Raw genomic sequence first — 18,855 nt, 5'->3', positions numbered from 1 at the left:
ACAAAAGAGGCAGAGCATGACCCGCGATTTCCCGGCCCGGACGGCCCCCCGCCTGCGATTTCTGTGGCTGGGAGGTGCTTTTGCGGCGCTGTCGGCCTGCACGCCCACCACCGGGGGCAGCCCGTTCAACGGGCTCGACTGGGATCTGCGCAACGGCCCCGGCGTGCTCGACACCTCCGAGGCGGCGCTGAGCGCGACCGAGCGGCGGCCATCCCCCGATGGGCGCGGCGTGATCTCTTATCCCGGCTATCAGGTTGCGGTGGCCCGGCGTGGCGATACGGTGAACTCGGTCGCCGCCCGTGTCGGTATCGGCGCGGATGAGCTGGCGCGCTACAATGCGGTGATGCCGGGCGACACCCTGCGCGATGGCGAGGTCATCGCCCTGCCCCGCCGGATCGCCGACACCGGCCCGGTTCAGGGCACCGGCATGATTGCCGCGCCGTCAGGTGCTGGCCCGGCCCCGGTGGATGTCTCCAGCATCGCCACCACCGCGCTGGACCGGGTGGGCACGCCCACACCGCCCGCCACCACCAAGCCCAGCACCGGGCGCGAACCCGTGCGCCATCAGGTGAAGCGGGGCGAGACCGCGTTCTCCATCGCGCGCAGCTACAACATCTCGGCCAAGGCGCTGGGGGAATGGAACGGGCTTGGTGCCAACCTTGACATCCGCGAGGGGCAGTATCTGATCATCCCGCTCGCCTCTGACGCGCCGCCTCCGTTTGCGACGCAGACGGTCAGCCCGCCCGGCGCAGGCTCGGCCACGCCGACCCCGCCTTCGGCCACCAAACCGCTGCCTGCAGAAAAGACTGCGCCTGCCGCGACCAAGCCAAAGGAAACCCCCGCCTCGCCCGATCTGGGGGCGCAGCGCAGCACCTCGGCCAAAATGCAGATGCCGGTGCAAGGCTCGATCATCCGGCCCTATGCCAAAGGGCGCAATGACGGCATCGACATTTCGGCCTCGGCCGGCACGGCGGTCAAGGCCGCCGCCGATGGGACTGTGGCTGCGATCACCACCGACACCTCACAGACCCCGATCATCGTGGTGCGCCATGCAGACAACCTGCTGACGGTTTATGCCGGGGTAGACGGGATCACAGTGAAAAAGGGCGATACGGTCAGCCGGGGACAGAGCATCGCCAAAGTGCGCGCCGGGACGCCATCGTTCCTGCATTTCGAAGTGCGGCGCGGGGTGGACAGCACCGATCCGGTGGCTTTCCTGCAATAATTGCGCCTATGATCCCCGTCGGATGCCTCCGGCGGGGATATTCAAGAACAGAAAACAAGCCAGAGTGCAGGTTTGCGGGTCGCGCTCAGAGGCGCACACCTTCACGCGCGGCGAGATCGCAAAAGAACTGCCACGCCACCCGGCCCGAGCGCGCGCCGCGCGTGGCCTGCCATTCGATCGCTTCGGCGCGCAGGCGGTCTTCGCCGACGCTGACACCATAAGCGGCGCAATAGCCCCGGATCATCTCGAGGTATTCGTCCTGACTGCACGGATGAAACCCGAGCCAGAGGCCGAACCGGTCTGACAGCGACACCTTTTCCTCGACCGCCTCGGACGGAGAAATCGCAGTCGAGCGTTCGTTTTCGATCATGTCGCGCGGCATCAAATGGCGGCGGTTCGATGTGGCATAGAGCAGCACATTCTCGGGCCGCCCTTCGATGCCGCCATCCAGCACGGCTTTCAGCGATTTGTAATGCTGGTCATCATGGCTGAACGACAGATCATCGCAGAACAGGATAAAGCGCGCGTCCGATGTGCGCAGCAGGGCCAGCAGACGCTGCACTGACGGCAGATCCTCGCGCGCCAGTTCCACGATCTTCAGGGCCAGCCCTTCGGCCAGCACCGCCGCATGGATCGCCTTGACCAGCGAGGATTTCCCCATGCCGCGCGCGCCCCACAAGAGCGCGTTGTTGGCGGGCAGGCCGCGCGCGAAATGGCGGGTGTTGTCCAAGAGCGTGTCGCGCGCCCGGTTGACCCCGATCAGCAGCGACAGATCCACCCGGGCGACGCGCGCCACCGGCTCCAGCCGGTCGGGGTCGGTATGCCAGGCAAAGGCATCGGCGGCGGTGAAATCCGGGGCCGGACGTGGGCTTGGGGCCAGCCGCTCCAATGCGGCGGCGATGCGGGTCAGGGTGTCGTCATTCATGCGGGGTGGTCTTCCTCATCGGCTTCGGGGTCTTCCCACAGCCCTTGGGCGCGCAATTCGGCCTCACGCTTTTTCTCGATCCGGCGGATCAGAAAGATCGAGATCTCGTACAGCGGATAAACGGCCATAAACAGGATCATCTGGCTCATGACATCGGGGGGGGTCACCAGAGCCGCCACCATCAGGATCAGCACCACAGCATATTTGCGCGTGCCAGCCAGACCGGCGGCAGAAACCAGCCCGGCCTTGCCCATCAGGGTCAACAGCACCGGCAACTGAAAGCACAGACCGAACGCGATGATCAGCTTGAGCGAAATATCCAGCGTCTCGTTGACCTTGCCCTGAAACACGATCTCGATGCCCTGATGTTGCACCGCCTGCGTCAGCGGGGTCGCGACCGGAACATCGGCAATCGGCGCATCGGAAATCGCTGGCAGCAGCGCCGACACCACCGAGGTCGCATCGGCAAAGCCGAGGAAAAAGCTCATCGCGAGCGGAGTCACGATGTAATGCGAAAACAGCGCACCCAGAATGAACAGCAGCGGCGAGGCGATCAGAAACGGCAGAAACGCATTCTTTTCATTGCGATACAGGCCGGGAGCCACGAACCGCCACATATGATAGGCGATCACCGGAAACGACAGCGCCAGCCCCGCCACCACCGAAATATGGATCAGGGTAAAGAAATACTCCTGCGGGGCGGTGTATTGCATGATCGGGTTGGGGTTGCCCAAAGCCCGCATCGCATCTTCGATCGGCTCCAACAGGAAGGCCAGGATCGGTTCGGCCACCAGAAAGCACAGCACCATCGCCACGATAAAGGCCGAAGCCGCCCAGATCAGGCGGTTGCGCAACTCGGCCAGATGCTCGATCAGGGGGGCCGAGCTGTCGTCGATCTCGTCTGACTTGGTCATGCGTCGGCCTTGGGGGTCTGATCGGATTTCGGTTTGCGCGGGGCGCGGGGTTTTTTCGGCTTGGCGGCGGTGTCCACCGAGGCGGCGGGCGTGTCAGGAGTCGGGACGGGCTTTTTCAGCTTTGCCGCCGCCTCTTTGACAATCGCCTGACGGGCGGCCTTGGCGTCGGTCAGCGCCTGCGTGGCCGGGCCCATGGGCGGCTTGGGCGCAGCTGCGGGGGCCGGATCGGCGGGGGGCACGGCTTGCGGATCGGGCTGCAGCTCGGGCACGGGATCGGGGCCGGTGGCCGGGCTGGATGTGGCCGGTTTGGCTGTGGTCGCCGGGCGGGCTGCGTTTTTCAGCGGATCCCATTTCTCGAACTTCGAGGTGGCCTCACGCACCGCCTCCAGCCCCATCGACTTGGCCGAGGTCACGTTCTTCAGATCCCGTGCCACATCCTTGACACCAGCCTCATCCGCCGCCGCCTCCATCGCACGGGAAAATTCCCGCGCCATGCCGCGCATCTTGGCGGTAAAGCGGCCAAGGCTGCGGAACAGCTCGGGCAGGTCTTTCGGGCCGATCACGATCAACGCAACGATCCCGATGACAAGCAATTCGGACATGCCGAAATCAAACATGGCGCGGGGCTTCCTTTCCGCTCAGACGGGTCCGCTCACGCGGGACGGCAGATCAGATCTTGTCTTTTTCCGGTTCCGGCGTGACATCGCGTACCGTGGTATCCGATGTATTTTCAATCTCTTCCGAGCCGTCCTTCACGCCTTTCTTGAAGGCGGTGATGCCCTTGCCGACTTCACCCATCAACGACGAGATCTTGCCGCGTCCGAACAGGACCAGCACCACCACCGCGATGAGAAGAAGGCCGGGAAGGCCGATGTTGTTCAGCATGTCTAATCCTCCTGCTGACCGGGGCGGCATGTCGCCCAGCGTCGCCTGTATCTTCACTACCCCCGCTCAAGGCCGGTTCCTAGACTGATTCAGTGTCAGCAGGGGGGCTTTTCCCCCTGATACCTGACAGCTATATGTCAGTTGCCTCCCCTCGAGCTGACCATAGGACATCATGCGCCGCACCGACCGCCTGTTCGACCTGATCCAGATCCTGCGCGACGGGCGGCTGCACCGTGCGGGCGAAATGGCCGAACGCCTGGGCGTCTCGGTGCGCACGATCTGGCGCGACATGGCGACACTGATGGCTTCTGGCCTGCCGGTCGAGGGGGAGCGCGGCGTGGGATACATCCTGCGCGCGCCGATCACCCTGCCGCCGATGATCCTGACCGGGGCCGAGCTGGATGCCCTGCGCGCCGGCGTGCGCCTAGTGGCCGATGGGCCGGACCCGGCCCTTGCCCGCGCGGCCCGGGTGCTGGCGACCAAGATCGCCAGCGTGACCCCCGCCCCGCCCGAGGCGGATGCCGATGATCTGTTTGTCTTTACCGGCAAGGAGACCAACCGCGCCACCGCGCATGTGCCGCTGCTGCGCCGCGCCATCAAGGCCCGGCAGCGGCTGACCCTGACCTATATCGACCCCGAAGGCCGGGAAACCCACCGCGATATCCGCCCGCTGGCACTGGACCTGACCGCGCGGGTCTGGACCCTGGCGGCCTGGTGCGAACAGCGCGCCGGGTTTCGCAGCTTTCGCGTCGACCGGATCATGGCGATTGCCGAAACCGAGGAGACCTTTCCGAATGAACCCGGCCGCAGCCTGACCGATTACCGCGCGCTGATGGCGGGCGACAGCTGAGCGGCGCTATTTCGCCGGGAACACAAAGCAACGGTCGCGGCGGATCATCAGCCACAGCACGGTGCCGGGCTTGGGCAGGAACACCCCCGGCACACTCGCCGTCAGGGTCGATCCGTCAAAGGCCATGCGGAACTCGACCAGACTTTCGCGCCCCAGATAACGCGCGCGGATCACCGACCCGCTGGCGGGCGTGCCCTCTTGCGGCGTCGGATTGGGGCCGCGCCCGGCGCGGTCAAAGTCGATCTTCAGATGCTGCGGCCGGATCACGATATCGACCGCCGCGCCATCCGCCTGCCCCGGCGTCAGAAAGGCGCCGAACGGCGTCTCGGTCAGTGCCCCGCGCGAGGTGCCACGGATCACGTTGATATCGCTGAAAAACGCGGCTGCCGCCTTGTCCACCGGAGTATTGTAGACGTTATACGGCGCACCACTCTGCACGATCCGGCCGCCGCGCATCAGCGCGATCTCGTCGGCCATCCGCATCGCCTCATCCGGCTCGTGGGTGACCAGCACAACGGCGGTGCCCTCGTCCTTCAGAATGTCCAGCGTGGTGTCGCGGATGCCATCGCGCAGCCGGTTGTCGAGGCCCGAAAACGGCTCATCCATCAGCATGACCTTGGGACGCGGGGCCAATGCCCGCGCCAGAGCCACCCGCTGCTGCTCGCCGCCCGACAGTTGATGCGGGTGCTTGGCGCCAAAGCCGCTCAACGTTACCCGCTCCAGCAGCTCGTCAACCCGGCGCATGCGCGCGGCGCGGTCGCCCTTCAGGCCAAAGGCCACATTTTCGGTCACCGTCAGATGCGGGAACAGCGCGAAATCCTGAAACATCAGCCCGACCGAGCGATGCTCTGGCGGTACGTGCTGCCTTGGCCCCGCCACCTCGACCCCGTCGATCAGGATGCGCCCGGCATCCGGCCGGTCCACCCCGGCGATCATCCGCAAAGTGGTGGATTTGCCGCAACCCGATGGCCCCAGCAGGCACGTCACCTGCCCCGCCGCCACGTCCAGACTGACATCATCCACCACCGCGCGGCCCGAAAAAGACCGGCTCAGGTGATCCACGATCAAACGGGGCGATAGGGTCTGCATAGGTATCCTTAGTCTTTCCGTCAACTTCCCCTAACAGCCCCACCGTCACAGGGCAAGAGCCGCCCCTGCCCTTTATCTTGGCTGAAATATCCCCGCCGGAGGCTCTTACCCGAGGAGACGCGGCGCAGCCGCGCGACGAGATAAAAAGCTTGCGCGCAAGCGCGCTCCATTGAATCAGACGGATCAGCCCGCTCAGATGGTGGCATTGGTGGCGCCCCCGTCCAGCAGGATATTCTGCCCGACGATGAACCCCGCATGTACCGAGCACAGGAACGCGCAGGCCGCGCCGAATTCTGCTGCCGTGCCATAGCGGCGGGCCGGAATCGTGGCCGCGCGGCGGGCGCGGGCCTCATCCGCCGAGATGCCTTCGGCTTTCATCACGCCCGCATCCAGTGCTGCGGCGCGGTCGGTGTCGTGGATGCCCGGCAGCAGGTTGTTGATCGTCACCCCATGCGGGGCGACCTGCCGCGCGGTGCCTGCGACATAGCCGGTCAGCCCGGTGCGGGCGGCGTTGGACAGGCCCAGCTGGGCAATCGGCGCTTTCACTGACTGGCTGGTGATGTTGATCACCCGGCCCCAGCCCGCGTCGATCATCCCCGGCAGAAGGGCTGTCATCAGCGCAATCGGCGTCAGCATGTTGGCATCCAGCGCCTTGATGAAATCCTCGCGCTGCCAATCACTCCACACCCCCGGCGGCGGGCCGCCGGCGTTGGTCACCAGAATATCCACCGCGCCCGCCGCTTCCAGCACCTGCGCGCGGCCCGCGTCGCTGGTGATGTCGGCGGCAACCGTCACCACGCTCACCTTATAGGCGGCGCGGATCGCGGCGGCGGTCGCCTCCAGCGCCTCGGTCCCGCGCGCGTTCAGGATCAGATCGACCCCGGCAGCCGCCAGAGCTTCGGCACAGCCGCGCCCCAGCCCCTTTGATCCCGCACAGACAAGTGCGCTTTTGCCCCTGATCCCCAGATCCATTGTCGCCCCTCCGCATGGTTTCTCTGCCTGCCTAGCAGCCGGTGCCGCGTTGACGCAAGAGGGGCTTCGGGCTAAGGCAGGGCGGTGGCCTGTGGGGCGGCCACGCGGTACCAAAAACGGACACAGACAGCATGACCCCTCCGCTTCCCGATCCAGCAACCCTTCCCGGCCACGCCTGTCAGGTGTTTCCGGCAGAGTGCATCTACGTGATTCACGGGGTGAATGCCGGGGATGGTCTGGCCGGGCCACAGGATGTCTGCGAGGGCGATATCTATGCACTGGAAGAAGAGGTGCAGCCGCTGCGGCTGATCCTGTCGCATGCGCAGGAAGGTCAGCGCGTGGCCAGCGGCAGCCAGATCGGTCAGCCCGGTGAGGCGGTCCGGCTGGAGGCGCGCTACACGCTGATGGCCCCCGATGGCGACAAGATCGACCTGTTGCTGATGCGGCTGGACTCTGGGGCCGGTGTGGCGCTGCCGCTGTCGCCGATGTCGGGTGCCGCCGATTACACGCTGGTCGCCATTGATGACGCGCCAGAGGCGGTGCGGCTGGCCGATCTCTTGTGCGTGTCCTTTGCGCGCGGCACCATGATCACGCTTGCCGATGGCCGCCAGCAGCCGATCGAGGCGTTGCGCGCCGGGGACAAGGTTCTGACCCGCGACCATGGCCCGCAGCCGCTGCGGTGGCTGGGCAAGGCGACATTGCGGGCGCAGGGCGCCTTTGCGCCAGTGGTGATCACCGCAGGCACATTGGGCAATGCGGGCGATCTGATCGTCAGCCCGCATCACCGGATTTTCCTCTATCAGCGCCAGCGGCGGGCCGGGCTACAAACCTCGGAACTGTTGGTACAGGCCAAGCATCTGGTCGATGACGAGCGGGTGTTTCAGCGGATTGGCGGATTTGTCGATTACTACAGCCTGGTGTTTGACCAGCACGAGATCATCTATGCCGAGGGCGTGCCCGCCGAGAGCCTGATGGTGAATGATGCCACCCTGTCGCGCCTGCCCGCCGACATGGCCGAAGATGTGAAGGCACAGTTTCCCGGCCTCGCACAAGTGCAACATTTCGGCACCGAAGCCAGCCGCCAGTTTCTGGATGAGGTGGGGCGCGCCGCGCTCTATTCCCCACCGCGCCGGGGCGGCGAGGAAAAGTAGGCGCTTTCGCCCTGCCCTTTGCCTCACGGACAATGGACGGGCGTTTCGCTTTGCGATAAACGCGCCGTTATGTTGAACAACCGCCCCTCCCTTCCGCCCGAGATCGCCCGCAGGCGCACCTTTGCCATCATCGCCCACCCCGATGCCGGCAAAACCACGCTGACCGAAAAATTCCTGCTGTTCGGCGGCGCGATCCAGATGGCCGGACAGGTCCGCGCCAAGGGCGAGGCGCGGCGCACGCGGTCGGACTTCATCAAGATGGAGCAGGAGCGCGGGATTTCGGTGTCCGCCTCGGCCATGTCGTTCGACTTCCGCGAGTTCCGCTTCAATCTGGTCGATACCCCCGGCCACTCGGATTTTTCCGAAGACACCTACCGCACGCTGACCGCCGTTGATGCCGCCGTGATGGTGATCGACGGGGCCAAGGGCGTGGAAAGCCAGACCCGCAAGTTGTTCGAGGTCTGCCGCTTGCGCGATCTGCCGATCCTGACCTTCTGCAACAAGATGGACCGTGAGGCGCGCGACACCTTTGAGATCATCGACGAGATTCAGGAAAATCTGGCGATTGATGTGTCGCCCGCGTCATGGCCCATCGGCTCGGGGCGCGATTTTCTGGGCTGCTACGACATTCTGAACGACCGGCTGGAGCTGATGGACCGCGCCGACCGCAACCGGGTGGCGGAAACCATTCAGATCAACGGGTTGGACGATCCGAAACTGGCCGAGCATGTGCCCGCCGAAGCGCTTGCCAAACTGCGTGAAGAGCTGGAGATGGCAAAAGCCCTGCTGCCTGCCTTTGACCGCGCCGCACTCCTCAATGGCTCGATGACCCCGATCTGGTTCGGATCTGCCATCAACTCGTTTGGCGTCAAAGAGCTGATGGACGGTATCGGCAAATTCGGCCCCGAGCCGCAGCCGCAACCCACCGCCAGTCGCAAGGTCGCACCGGAAGAAACCGCCGTCACCGGCGTTGTGTTCAAGGTGCAGGCCAATATGGACCCCAAGCACCGCGACCGCGTGGCCTTTGTACGCCTTGCCTCGGGGCATTTTGAGCGCGGGATGAAGCTGACCCATGTGCGCAGCAAGAAACAGATGGCGATTGCCAACCCGGTGATGTTCCTTGCCGCCGACCGCGAGCTGGCCGAAGAGGCCTGGGCCGGTGATATCATCGGCATTCCGAACCACGGCCAGCTGCGCATCGGCGATGCGCTGACCGAGGGTGAGGCGTTGCGCTTTACCGGCATCCCGTCCTTTGCGCCCGAACTGCTGCAAGGCGTGCGCGCGGGTGACCCGATGAAAGCCAAGCATCTGGAAAAGGCGCTGATGCAATTCGCCGAAGAGGGGGCCGCCAAAGTCTTCAAACCGATGATCGGCTCGGGCTTTATCGTCGGCGTGGTGGGGGCGTTGCAATTTGACGTGCTGGCCAGCCGGATCGAGGCGGAGTATTCGCTGCCGGTGCGGTTCGAGGGCAGCCAGTTTTCCTCTGCCCGCTGGGTGCAGGGGCCGAAGGCCGAGGTTGAGCGGATGACCAATATCAACAAACAGCACATGGCCACCGATCACGATGGCGATGTGGTGTTCCTGACCCGACTGCAATGGGACATTGACCGCGTGGTGCGCGACTATCCCGAGCTGCGGCTGACGGCGACCAAGGAAATGATGGTGTAAAAGGGGGCGAAAGCCCCCTTTATTTTATTGCGCCGCCTCCTGCGACATGGACGATTCCCTGACCTCATCAGTGATCACCCGGAATGACCGCAGCTCGTGTTGCCCGAAGGATGTGATCATCGGCACATCCACCGCATCTCGGCCATAGGCAATCACGATCCGCCCGATCCGCCGCTTGTTGTTGCGCGGGTCAAAGGTGTGCCAGGCCCCGCCCAGATAGACCTGCATCCAGGCAGCATAATCCATCGGGTCAGTGGTATAGGGGATACCGAAATCCCCCAGCTGTCCGTTCACATAGCGCGCCGGGATGTTCATGGCCCGGCACAGCGTAATCGCCAGATGCGCGAAATCGCGGCACACGCCCCTGCCCTCTTGCCACGCGTCATAGGCAGTCCGGGTGTTGCGGGCATCACCATAGTTGAACCGGATATGACCGTGAACATAATCGCAGATCGCCTGCACCTTGCTCCACCCCGGTGGCAGATGGCCGAACAGATCCCAGGCGACCTGACTCAGCCGGTCGACCTCACAATAGCGCGACGACAGCAGAAACATCAGGGCTTCATCCGGCAGATCCGAAACCGGATGCTCCTGCGCTTCGGGCGTGACCGGGTCGAGCGCGCCGCTGTGATGCATGAAACCTTCACCCTGCAGACGGATCAGACCGGCAGGGGCAGTGAACCGGCGGCAGATGTTGCCAAAGCTGTCGGTGTAAATCTCTTCCGCCACATCGGGCGAGCGGGTGTGAACCTCAGGGCGGGCCATGTTGCCGCTCAGCTCGGGTCGGGCACTGACCATGGTGACCACAGGGGTTTCCTGTTCGCAGAACAACGTGAAATCATAGCCGTAACGGATCAGCATAGGGTGCCCTTTCAAACGGCTTTATGCGCAGAGTGCGAAACAAGCGTAGCATGCGCGCGCGGCCATCCCTAATCGCCTGTGCAGTTCAAACGCTTTGGGCGCGATTTGGTTGCATGGCTGCCCGAAAAGTCGCCACATTGACCTTTCGTGCGATTTGCGATAGGGCCTTGTGCAGTCCGCATACGGCGGGCAATGCCGGGGCGCCGGATTGATGCGTCCCTTTTCATGTTTTGTGGGCCGATCCCACATCCAAAGGACGCTGATGCTTAAATTCTCCGACCTCGCGCTGGACCCGCGCGTTCTGCAAGCCGTTATTGATACCGGCTATGAAACCCCGACCCCCATTCAGGAACAGGCGATTCCCTTCGCCCTGGAAGGCCGCGACGTGCTGGGCATCGCCCAGACCGGCACCGGGAAAACCGCCAGCTTTACGCTGCCGATGATCACCCGGCTGGGCCGTGGCCGCGCCCGCGCGCGGATGCCGCGGTCGCTGGTGCTGTGCCCCACGCGCGAGTTGGCAGCCCAGGTGGCAGAAAACTTTGACACCTATGCCAAGCACACCAAGCTGACCAAGGCGCTGCTGATCGGCGGCGTGTCTTTTGGCGAGCAGGACAAGCTGATCGACCGGGGCGTCGATGTGCTGATCGCCACACCGGGCCGGCTGCTCGACCATTTCGAGCGCGGCAAACTGCTGCTGACCGGCGTGGAAATCATGGTGGTTGATGAGGCCGACCGGATGCTGGATATGGGCTTTATCCCTGATATAGAACGTATTTTCCAGCTGACCCCGTTCAGCCGCCAGACCCTGTTCTTCAGTGCCACCATGGCGCCCGAAATTGAACGGATCACCAACACCTTCCTGACCAACCCGGCACGCGTGCAGGTGGAGCGGCAGAACTCTGCCTCGACCACCATCGAACAGGCGCTGATCCAGTTCACCCCGTCGAGAAAAGACCGCAGCTTTACCGAAAAGCGCGCCGTGCTGCGCAGCCTGATCAAGGGCGAAGGCGAGAGCTGCACCAACGCCATCATCTTCTGCAACCGCAAGATGGATGTGGATGTGGTCGCCAAATCGCTGAAAGCGCATGGCTTCAATGCGGCCCCGATCCATGGCGATCTGGAACAGTCGCAACGGATGAAAACGCTCGATGCCTTCCGCGACGGGTCGTTGCATCTGCTGGTGGCATCCGATGTGGCGGCGCGTGGCCTGGACATTCCGGCCGTCAGCCATGTGTTCAACTTCGACGTGCCGTCGCACCCTGAAGATTACGTGCACCGCATCGGCCGCACCGGCCGCGCCGGTCGTCTGGGCAAGGCCTATACGATCGCGGTGCCGAATGACGACAAGTACCTGTCCGCCATCGAATCGCTGGTCAAACAGCCGATCCCGCGGGGCGTGGTGCCAGAGGGTGCGCTGACCGGGCTGGACGAATCGTCTTCGGACAAGCCGCGCGAAGCCCGTGGCGAAGGACGCGGCAAACCGCGCGAGCGCGACCGCAACCGCAAACCCAAGCGCGACGAAAACGCCGCCCCCGCCAGCATGGAACCAATTGCGGTTCCGGTTGCCGCTGTGGTTGAGGTTGTGGCCGAGGCCCCTGCCCCAGCGCCGCGCCGCGATGACCGTCGGTCGGAACGCCGGGAGGAAGCACCGCGCGAAGAGCGTCGCACGGAGCGTCGGGATGAGGTGGCCCCGCAGCGTGAGCGCCGCGATGACCGGCGCGATGACCGCAGAGATGATCGCCGTGATGACCGGCGCGACCGCCGCGACCATGCGGTGGTTGGCATGGGCGACCATGTGCCGGATTTCATCCTGCGCAGCTTCAAGATTTCTGCTGTCACGGCTGACGACGCCGAAGACGAGCCGGCAACCGGCACCGACGGCTGACCGCCCCGATTTTTCTGCGAAAAATCAAAGGCCCTGCATCGCTGCAGGGCCTTTTTTTTGTTGGAACCGGCCCGATGCAGGGGCCGGTGATTTTTCGCAGAAAAATCGCCCCGGCTATTCAGCCTGCAGACGGCTGACCACCACCGTCACTTCGGGCTTTTTGCCGATCTCTTCCATCGAAACCTGACGCACGATGCGGCGCAGGGCTTCGTCCAGCTTGGCATCGTCGCGCAAAACCTTGGCCCCGGCGGTTTCCAGATAGGCCGAGAGATCGCCCTCCAGCGTTTCCGCCAGATTGCGCTCGCCGCGCCCGACTTCCGGCAGGCCCGACAGCTCTACCCAGGCCTCGCCCAGCGGTTCGTCGGATTCGTCCAGAATGACCGTGACCATGGCATGGCCGTTCAGCGCCATGCGGATCCGGTCGCGCACCACGCCGTCCATCGCCCCGATCAGCACGTTGCCGTCGAGATAGAGCCGCCCGGTTTCGATATACTCGGCAACCTGCGGCGTTTCTCCGGTCAGGTCCATCATCATGCCGTTGGTCACGACCTCGGACGCGATGCCGGATTCGGTGGCGATGCGGGCATGTTCGCGCAGATGGCGGTGTTCGCCATGCATCGGGATCAGCATGTCGGGCAGCAACAGCCGGTGCGCGTGTTCCAGATCGGGGCGGTTGGCGTGACCCGACACGTGATACAGACCGTTGCAATCATCGACAACATCGACGCCCAGCTCGGAAAACGCGTTCATGATCTTCAGCACGCCACGCTCGTTGCCGGGGATGACCTTGGACGAGAACAGGAAGGTATCGCCCTCTTTCATCTGCAGGCCCAGATATTTGCCGCGCGACAGCTGCGCCGAGGCCGCGCGGCGTTCGCCCTGGCTTCCGGTGACCAGCAGCATCAGATTGCCGCGCGGAATATCCTGCGCCTCTTCGGGCGAGACCAGACGCGGAAAGCCGGTCAGCACGCCGGTTTCCTCTGACGCCGACAGCATCCGCCGCATTGACCGGCCCAGCACACAGATCGACCGGTCCGAGGCGCGCGCCGCTTCGGCCAGCGTCTTCAGCCGGGCGACGTTGGAGCCGAAGGTGGTGGCCACCACCATGCCGCCGCGCGACGAGATCAGCTCGCGCAGCGCGGTGCCAAGGGTCGATTCCGACCGGCCCGGATGGGTGGAAAACACGTTGGTGGAATCGCACATCAGCGCCTTGATCGGGCGCTCTTCGGCGATCGCCTTGATCGCCTCGTCATCCCAGGGCTCCCCCACCACCGGGTTGTGGTCGATCTTGAAATCGGCGGAATGGAAGATCCTGCCTGCGGGCGAGTCGATCACCAAAGCACTCGCCTCGGGGATCGAATGGCTGACCGGCACGAACTGAACATCAAACGGCCCGGCCTGAATGACCGCGGGCCGGGGTTCAACCGTGGTGATGATGTCCAGCGGCAGGCCCATTTCATCGAGCTTCAGCCGCCCGATGGTGGCGGTAAAGCGGCGGGCATAGACCTTTGCCTTGAGCTTTGGCCACAACAGGCCAAGCGCGCCGATGTGGTCTTCATGGGCGTGGGTGATGAAGATGCCGTCAATCCGGTCGGCCCGCGCCTCCAGCCAGGAGACATCGGCCATGATCAGATCAACACCGGGGCTGCCATCCATATCGGGGAAGGTCACGCCCAGATCGACAACGATCAGACGCTCGCGCCCCTCGGGTCCGTAGCCATAGACATAGCAATTCATCCCGATCTCACCCGCGCCACCGAGGGGAAGATAGATCAGACGGTTCAAACTCATGCGGTTTCCTTGTTGAAGTCGTGGATCAGGACGAGGCCATGCATGGTCAGATCATCCTCGATCTTGTGAAATAAATCTGTGCCTTGGGCAAACAAGGAGGCAAGCCCCCCGGTTGCGATAACTTTGGTGGGACGGTCGCGTTCGCGGCGCACTTCACGCACGATGCCTTCGACCAACCCGATATACCCCCAATACACCCCGGATTGCATGCAGGCCACTGTATTCGTGCCGATCGCCTTGGCAGGCTTGGCCACGTCGATATGCGGCAGGGCGGCGGCGGCCATGTGCAGCGCCTCCAGACTGAGATTGACGCCGGGCGCGATCACGCCGCCGACATAGGCGCCATCGGTGTCGACCACATCAAAGGTGGTGGCGGTGCCGAAATCGACCACGATCAGATCGCCGCCATGCCGGTCATGCGCGCCGGCGGTGTTGACCAGCCGGTCAGGGCCAACCGTGGTGCCCTGATCGACCCGCGGCGGCACCGGCAGGCGGCATTCGGGCTTGCCCACAACCACCGGGCGGCAGCCGAAATAGCGGTCACACAGCACCCGCAGGTTGAACACCACACGCGGCACGGTGGAGGAGATGATCGCCTCGTTGATCGCGGCATCGGTCCCGGTCATCGCCATCAGCGACGACAGCCAGACGAAATACTCATCCGCCGTGCGGGTGTGATCGGTGGCGATACGCCAGGTGGAGAGGAACCGCGTGCCATCCCAGATGGAGAACACGGTGTTGGTGTTGCCGCAGTCGATGGCGAGAAGCATGGGTGTGATTCCGGTCGTGGGCGCGGGTGGAACGGACAGGACCGGGGGTTACACACCCCCGGACCCCCGTGGGATATTTGGGCCAAGATAAAGGCGGCGGGGATCAGAAGAACACCTCGGCGGCGGGGATGGCAAGGGTGGCCTGCGCGGTGCGCAGGATCAGGTTTCCGCTGGCGTCGATGCTGTCAAAGACGCCATGGCGGTCTTCGGTGCCGGTGCGGGCGCGGATCGGCTCATTCAGACGGGCGGCGTGGGCAAGCCAGGCGCTGCGGATCGGGGCGAAGCCGTGGGCGGTGAAGGTGGCTTCCCATCGGGCATAAGCGGGGGCGAGATGGTCGAGGAAGGCCTCGGGCGTGAGGCGCTGGCCGGTCTCATGCAGGACAGAAGCCGGGGGGGTGGCCCCCGGTTCGACCTGCGCCGGATCGGGGTGGCCGATCAGGTTGACGCCGATACCGATGGCAAGGGTCTGGCGGCCCTGCCCCGCCGCCTGAGTTCCGGTGGTCTGGCATTCGAGCAGGATGCCCGCCACCTTGCCGCCCGACAGCAGCACATCATTGGGCCATTTCAGCGTCAGTGCCTGCGGCGTGCCGGTCACCGCTGTCAGCGCCTCATGCAGGGCAAGGGCGGCGACAAAGCTGCGCAGCGCCAGCTGCTGCGGCGGCTCATCGCTGTGCATCACATGGGTCGCATAGAAATTGCCGCGCGGGCTGGCCCAGGGCCGGGCACGGCGGCCCCGGCCAGCGGTCTGGGATGCAGCCAGAATCCACGCAGGCCCCGCAAGCTGCGGGGCCCGGCGAAAGGCTTCGGCATTGGTGCTGTCCACCTCGGCAAGGAGGAGGCGCCCGGTGCCCTCGGGCCAGAGCTTATCGGACAAGGGCTTCGGCAGCGAGGGCCGCGACAGGCTCAAGCCCGAACAGGTTGACGATGCCCAGCACCATGATTGCGGCGACGCCGACCATCATCACCCATTGCACCGGGGCCATGTTGCTGTCTGCGGGCTCGCCCTCCTTGCCGAAGTAGATGTAGAACACGATGCGCAGGTAGTAGAACGCCCCGATCACCGAGGCCACCGCCCCCGCCACCGCCAGCCAGACCATGCCGGCATCGACCGCCGCTTTCAGCACGTAGAACTTGCCGAAAAAGCCCAGCATCGGCGGCACACCGGCCAGGCTGAACATCAGCACCAGCAACGCCAGCGCCTTGAGCGGTTCCTTTTTGGAGAACATGTTCAGCGACTGGATGTCGGTGACCGGGCGACCGTCACGCTCCATCGACAGGATGAAGGCAAAGGTGCCGACGTTCATGGTGACGTAGATCGCCATGTAGATCAGCATCGCCTGCACGCCCTCGGCCGTGCCGGAGGCAAGGCCGACCAGCGCATAGCCCATATGGGCGATCGAGGAATAGGCCATCAGGCGCTTGATGTCGCGCTGCCCGATGGCGGCAATGCCGCCAAGGAACATCGACACCACGGCCAGCGCCGCCAGCACTTGCGACCATTCGCCGGGGATGCCGCCAAAGGCGTCATGCACCAGCCGGGCGATCAGGGCCATGGCCGCGACCTTTGGCGCTGTCGCAAAGAATGCGGTGATCGGGGTGGGCGAACCCTCATACACATCCGGCGTCCACATGTGGAACGGTGCTGCCGAGACCTTGAAGGCAAGCGCCGCCAGCATGAACACCAGACCGATGGTCAGGCCGACAGGGGTATCGCCGCCCAGCGTCGACAGGATGCCGGCAAACTGGGTGGTGCCGGCAAAGCCATAGGCCAAGGAGGCACCATAAAGGAACAGGCCCGACGACAGCGCGCCCAGCACGAAGTATTTCAGACCGGCCTCGGACGATTTGGTGCTGTCGCGGCGCATCGCGGCCACGACGTACAGCGACAGCGACTGCAGCTCCAGCCCCATGTACAGCGTCATCAGATCGCCCGCCGAGACCATGACCATCATGCCGATGGCGGCGAGGGTCACCAGAATCGGAAACTCGAACCGCAGCAGGTCGCGGCGCTGCATGTACTCTTGCGACATCAGCATGACGCAGGCCGCCGAGACCAGAATGATCACCTTGGCAAAGCGCGCAAACGGGTCATCGGTGAACAGCCCGTCAAAGGCCATTCGCTCGCCCGTCGTTCCCAGCCCGATGAACAGCGCCAGTGCCAGGAACAGGCCAGAGGTGGCCCAGACCAGCGTGGGCGCAGTCTTGTCCTTGCCGCCGTAGGCCCCGAACATCAGGGCCGCGAGGGCAAAGGCGGCCAGAATGAACTCTGGCAGGATGGTGTTGAAATCAACTGCGGTCATGGTTCCCGCTCCTTCAGTGCTGGGCAAGCTGCGCATCACCCGAAACGGGGATCGCGGCCTGATAATCGGTCACAAGGGCGGTGACGCTGGGACCGATGATATCGGTCACCAATGCCGGATAGACACCCAGCAGCAGGGTCATGACCACCAGGGGCGCAAAGATCGCCTTTTCGCGGCGGTTCATGTCGGTGATCGACTTGAGCGCCTCTTTGATCAGCTCGCCCATCACCACACGACGATAAAGCCACAGCGCATAGGCCGCCGACAGGATCACGCCGGTGGTGGCAACCGCCGCCACCCAGGTGTTGACCTGGAAGATGCCGACCAGCACCAGAAATTCGCCGACAAAGCCGCTCGTGCCCGGCAGGCCGACGTTGGCCATGGTGAAGAACATGAAGATCATCGCATAGGCCGGCATCTTGTTGACCAGACCGCCATAGGCGTCAATCTCACGCGTGTGCATCCGGTCATAGATCACGCCGACGCACAGAAACAGCGCGCCCGAGATGAAGCCGTGGCTGATCATCTGGAAAATCGCGCCGTCGATGCCTTGCTGGTTGGCAGCAAAGATCCCCATCGTCACGTACCCCATGTGGGCGACCGACGAATAGGCGATCAGCTTTTTCATGTCCGACTGCGCCAGAGCGACCAGCGAGGTGTAGACGATGGCAATCGCCGACATCCACAACACCAGCGGTGCCATCACATCCGACCCCACCGGGAACATCGGCAGCGAGAAGCGCAGGAAGCCGTAGCCCCCCATCTTCAGCAGGATCGCCGCCAGCACCACCGAGCCTGCGGTCGGGGCCTGCACGTGCGCATCGGGCAGCCAGGTGTGGACCGGCCACATCGGCATCTTGACCGCAAAGCTGGCAAAGAACGCCAGAAACAGCATGGTCTGCAAGCCGCCGATGATCTGGATGCCGAACAGGCTGAACGTGTCCGAGGTAAAGCTGTGGGTCAGCAGCGTCGGAATATCGGTGGTGCCCGCATCCCAATACATCGCGATCATCGCCACCAGCATCAGCACCGAGCCGAGGAAGGTGTACAGAAAGAACTTGAACGCCGCATAAATGCGCTCCTTGCCGCCCCAGATGCCGATGATCAGGAACATCGGGATCAGACCGGCCTCGAAGAACAGATAGAACAGCACCAGATCCAGCGCGCAGAACACGCCCAGCATCAGCGTTTCCAGCATCAGGAACGCGATCATGTATTCCTTGACGCGGGTTTCGACGTTCCAGCACGAGGCGATGGTGATCGGCATCAGGAAGGTCGTCAGCATCACGAACAGCACCGAAATGCCATCGACGCCCATCTTGTATTTCAGGCCCAGGATCCAGTCGTATTCTTCGACGAACTGCATCCCGGTATTGGCGGGGTCAAACCCGGCCAGAAGGAACAGCGACACCAGAAAGGTGGCGGTGGTGGCCAGCAGCGCCAGCCATTTGGCGTTCTTTTGCGCGGCAGCATCATCGCCACGCAGGAACAGCGCCATGATGACGGCGGCCACTGCGGGGATGAAGGTGATGATGGAAAGCAGGTTGTCCATGAGTACTCTTTCGCCCC

The 18,855-nt window shown here is 64.1% G+C and carries 17 protein-coding genes; 5 read left to right on the top strand and 12 right to left on the bottom strand.

Annotated features, from left to right (window positions below; translation table 11 throughout):
* Positions 1 to 16: 16 nt before the first annotated feature.
* Positions 17 to 1,225 (top strand): peptidoglycan DD-metalloendopeptidase family protein, encoded by a 1,209-nt coding sequence (locus J2X53_RS09610; protein ID WP_349037263.1) that lies wholly within the window; start codon positions 17 to 19, stop codon positions 1,223 to 1,225.
* Positions 1,226 to 1,310: 85 nt separating this feature from the next.
* Here J2X53_RS09610 and J2X53_RS09605 read toward each other — a convergent pair whose 3' ends face one another.
* From J2X53_RS09605 to J2X53_RS09590, 4 genes are read right to left on the bottom strand one after another with little or no spacing between them, the layout of a single operon-like run.
* Complete coding sequence (locus J2X53_RS09605) at positions 1,311 to 2,150, bottom strand: ATP-binding protein (RefSeq protein WP_349037262.1); 840 nt, start codon at positions 2,148 to 2,150, stop codon at positions 1,311 to 1,313.
* A complete protein-coding gene (locus J2X53_RS09600) occupies positions 2,147 to 3,064 on the bottom strand; it encodes a twin-arginine translocase subunit TatC (protein WP_349037261.1) in 918 nt (305 codons plus the stop codon). The genes J2X53_RS09605 and J2X53_RS09600 overlap by 4 nt, the downstream gene beginning before the upstream one ends.
* Positions 3,061 to 3,681, bottom strand: a complete 621-nt coding sequence (tatB, locus tag J2X53_RS09595; protein WP_349037260.1) for a Sec-independent protein translocase protein TatB — start codon at positions 3,679 to 3,681, stop codon at positions 3,061 to 3,063. The genes J2X53_RS09600 and tatB overlap by 4 nt, the downstream gene beginning before the upstream one ends.
* Before the next feature lie 52 nt (positions 3,682 to 3,733).
* Positions 3,734 to 3,949 (bottom strand): twin-arginine translocase TatA/TatE family subunit, encoded by a 216-nt coding sequence (locus tag J2X53_RS09590; protein ID WP_349037259.1) that lies wholly within the window; start codon positions 3,947 to 3,949, stop codon positions 3,734 to 3,736.
* 172 nt (positions 3,950 to 4,121) lie between these two features.
* On the opposite strand from J2X53_RS09590, the gene J2X53_RS09585 reads away from it, so the two are divergent.
* Positions 4,122 to 4,799: a YafY family protein gene (locus J2X53_RS09585; protein WP_349037258.1), complete on the top strand. Its 678-nt coding sequence runs from the start codon at positions 4,122 to 4,124 to the stop codon at positions 4,797 to 4,799.
* A 6-nt stretch (positions 4,800 to 4,805) separates the two neighbouring features.
* Here the strand turns inward: J2X53_RS09585 and J2X53_RS09580 are convergent, their stop codons facing one another.
* The gene (locus tag J2X53_RS09580; RefSeq protein ID WP_349037257.1) at positions 4,806 to 5,888 is read right to left on the bottom strand and encodes an ABC transporter ATP-binding protein; all 1,083 of its coding nucleotides are present in this window, start codon (positions 5,886 to 5,888) and stop codon (positions 4,806 to 4,808) included.
* Positions 5,889 to 6,080: 192 nt separating this feature from the next.
* On the bottom strand, positions 6,081 to 6,860 hold the full coding sequence (locus J2X53_RS09575) for an SDR family oxidoreductase (RefSeq protein WP_349037256.1): 780 nt from the start codon (positions 6,858 to 6,860) through the stop codon (positions 6,081 to 6,083).
* 131 nt (positions 6,861 to 6,991) lie between these two features.
* Between J2X53_RS09575 and J2X53_RS09570 the strand changes: the two genes are divergently transcribed.
* Both J2X53_RS09570 and J2X53_RS09565 read left to right on the top strand, forming a co-directional pair.
* Positions 6,992 to 8,011, top strand: coding sequence for a Hint domain-containing protein (locus J2X53_RS09570; RefSeq protein ID WP_349037255.1), 1,020 nt, complete (start codon positions 6,992 to 6,994; stop codon positions 8,009 to 8,011).
* A 69-nt stretch (positions 8,012 to 8,080) separates the two neighbouring features.
* Entirely contained in the window at positions 8,081 to 9,679 is a 1,599-nt protein-coding gene (locus J2X53_RS09565; RefSeq protein WP_349037254.1) for a peptide chain release factor 3, read from the top strand.
* A gap of 24 nt (positions 9,680 to 9,703) precedes the next feature.
* On the opposite strand, the gene J2X53_RS09560 is transcribed toward J2X53_RS09565, so the two are convergent.
* On the bottom strand, positions 9,704 to 10,540 hold the full coding sequence (locus tag J2X53_RS09560) for a transglutaminase family protein (protein ID WP_349037253.1): 837 nt from the start codon (positions 10,538 to 10,540) through the stop codon (positions 9,704 to 9,706).
* 262 nt (positions 10,541 to 10,802) lie between these two features.
* Between J2X53_RS09560 and J2X53_RS09555 the strand changes: the two genes are divergently transcribed.
* Positions 10,803 to 12,425 carry a DEAD/DEAH box helicase gene (locus J2X53_RS09555; RefSeq protein WP_349037252.1) on the top strand — a complete coding sequence of 541 codons (1,623 nt, stop codon included), beginning with the start codon at positions 10,803 to 10,805 and terminating at the stop codon, positions 12,423 to 12,425.
* A gap of 114 nt (positions 12,426 to 12,539) precedes the next feature.
* Here the strand turns inward: J2X53_RS09555 and J2X53_RS09550 are convergent, their stop codons facing one another.
* The 5 genes from J2X53_RS09550 to J2X53_RS09530 all read right to left on the bottom strand — a co-directional run bounded on the left by J2X53_RS09550 (position 12,540) and on the right by J2X53_RS09530 (position 18,838).
* Positions 12,540 to 14,216, bottom strand: a complete 1,677-nt coding sequence (locus J2X53_RS09550) for a ribonuclease J (RefSeq protein ID WP_349037251.1) — start codon at positions 14,214 to 14,216, stop codon at positions 12,540 to 12,542.
* Entirely contained in the window at positions 14,213 to 14,986 is a 774-nt protein-coding gene (locus tag J2X53_RS09545; RefSeq protein ID WP_349037250.1) for a type III pantothenate kinase, read from the bottom strand. Before J2X53_RS09545 ends, J2X53_RS09550 begins: the two co-directional genes overlap by 4 nt.
* A gap of 103 nt (positions 14,987 to 15,089) precedes the next feature.
* Positions 15,090 to 15,860, bottom strand: coding sequence for a biotin--[acetyl-CoA-carboxylase] ligase (locus tag J2X53_RS09540; RefSeq protein ID WP_349037249.1), 771 nt, complete (start codon positions 15,858 to 15,860; stop codon positions 15,090 to 15,092).
* Entirely contained in the window at positions 15,850 to 17,286 is a 1,437-nt protein-coding gene (gene nuoN / locus J2X53_RS09535) for an NADH-quinone oxidoreductase subunit NuoN (protein ID WP_349037248.1), read from the bottom strand. Before nuoN ends, J2X53_RS09540 begins: the two co-directional genes overlap by 11 nt.
* Positions 17,287 to 17,299: 13 nt before the next feature.
* The gene (locus J2X53_RS09530; protein WP_349037247.1) at positions 17,300 to 18,838 is read right to left on the bottom strand and encodes an NADH-quinone oxidoreductase subunit M; all 1,539 of its coding nucleotides are present in this window, start codon (positions 18,836 to 18,838) and stop codon (positions 17,300 to 17,302) included.
* Positions 18,839 to 18,855: the final 17 nt, after the last annotated feature.

Source organism: Pseudotabrizicola sp. 4114 (assembly GCF_031457365.1).
GTDB lineage: Bacteria > Pseudomonadota > Alphaproteobacteria > Rhodobacterales > Rhodobacteraceae > Pseudotabrizicola.
This window is presented reverse-complemented; position numbering and strand designations above follow the sequence as displayed.

What these genes read in the sequence shown, in the direction of transcription:
- J2X53_RS09610 (WP_349037263.1), top strand. Translation starts at nt 17, where the DNA reads ATGACCCGCGATTTCCCGGCCCGGACGGCCCCCCGCCTGCGATTTCTG.
- J2X53_RS09605 (WP_349037262.1), bottom strand. Translation starts at nt 2,150, where the DNA reads ATGAATGACGACACCCTGACCCGCATCGCCGCCGCATTGGAGCGGCTG.
- J2X53_RS09600 (WP_349037261.1), bottom strand. Translation starts at nt 3,064, where the DNA reads ATGACCAAGTCAGACGAGATCGACGACAGCTCGGCCCCCCTGATCGAG.
- tatB (WP_349037260.1), bottom strand. Translation starts at nt 3,681, where the DNA reads ATGTTTGATTTCGGCATGTCCGAATTGCTTGTCATCGGGATCGTTGCG.
- J2X53_RS09590 (WP_349037259.1), bottom strand. Translation starts at nt 3,949, where the DNA reads ATGCTGAACAACATCGGCCTTCCCGGCCTTCTTCTCATCGCGGTGGTG.
- J2X53_RS09585 (WP_349037258.1), top strand. Translation starts at nt 4,122, where the DNA reads ATGCGCCGCACCGACCGCCTGTTCGACCTGATCCAGATCCTGCGCGAC.
- J2X53_RS09580 (WP_349037257.1), bottom strand. Translation starts at nt 5,888, where the DNA reads ATGCAGACCCTATCGCCCCGTTTGATCGTGGATCACCTGAGCCGGTCT.
- J2X53_RS09575 (WP_349037256.1), bottom strand. Translation starts at nt 6,860, where the DNA reads ATGGATCTGGGGATCAGGGGCAAAAGCGCACTTGTCTGTGCGGGATCA.
- J2X53_RS09570 (WP_349037255.1), top strand. Translation starts at nt 6,992, where the DNA reads ATGACCCCTCCGCTTCCCGATCCAGCAACCCTTCCCGGCCACGCCTGT.
- J2X53_RS09565 (WP_349037254.1), top strand. Translation starts at nt 8,081, where the DNA reads ATGTTGAACAACCGCCCCTCCCTTCCGCCCGAGATCGCCCGCAGGCGC.
- J2X53_RS09560 (WP_349037253.1), bottom strand. Translation starts at nt 10,540, where the DNA reads ATGCTGATCCGTTACGGCTATGATTTCACGTTGTTCTGCGAACAGGAA.
- J2X53_RS09555 (WP_349037252.1), top strand. Translation starts at nt 10,803, where the DNA reads ATGCTTAAATTCTCCGACCTCGCGCTGGACCCGCGCGTTCTGCAAGCC.
- J2X53_RS09550 (WP_349037251.1), bottom strand. Translation starts at nt 14,216, where the DNA reads ATGAGTTTGAACCGTCTGATCTATCTTCCCCTCGGTGGCGCGGGTGAG.
- J2X53_RS09545 (WP_349037250.1), bottom strand. Translation starts at nt 14,986, where the DNA reads ATGCTTCTCGCCATCGACTGCGGCAACACCAACACCGTGTTCTCCATC.
- nuoN (WP_349037248.1), bottom strand. Translation starts at nt 17,286, where the DNA reads ATGACCGCAGTTGATTTCAACACCATCCTGCCAGAGTTCATTCTGGCC.
- J2X53_RS09530 (WP_349037247.1), bottom strand. Translation starts at nt 18,838, where the DNA reads ATGGACAACCTGCTTTCCATCATCACCTTCATCCCCGCAGTGGCCGCC.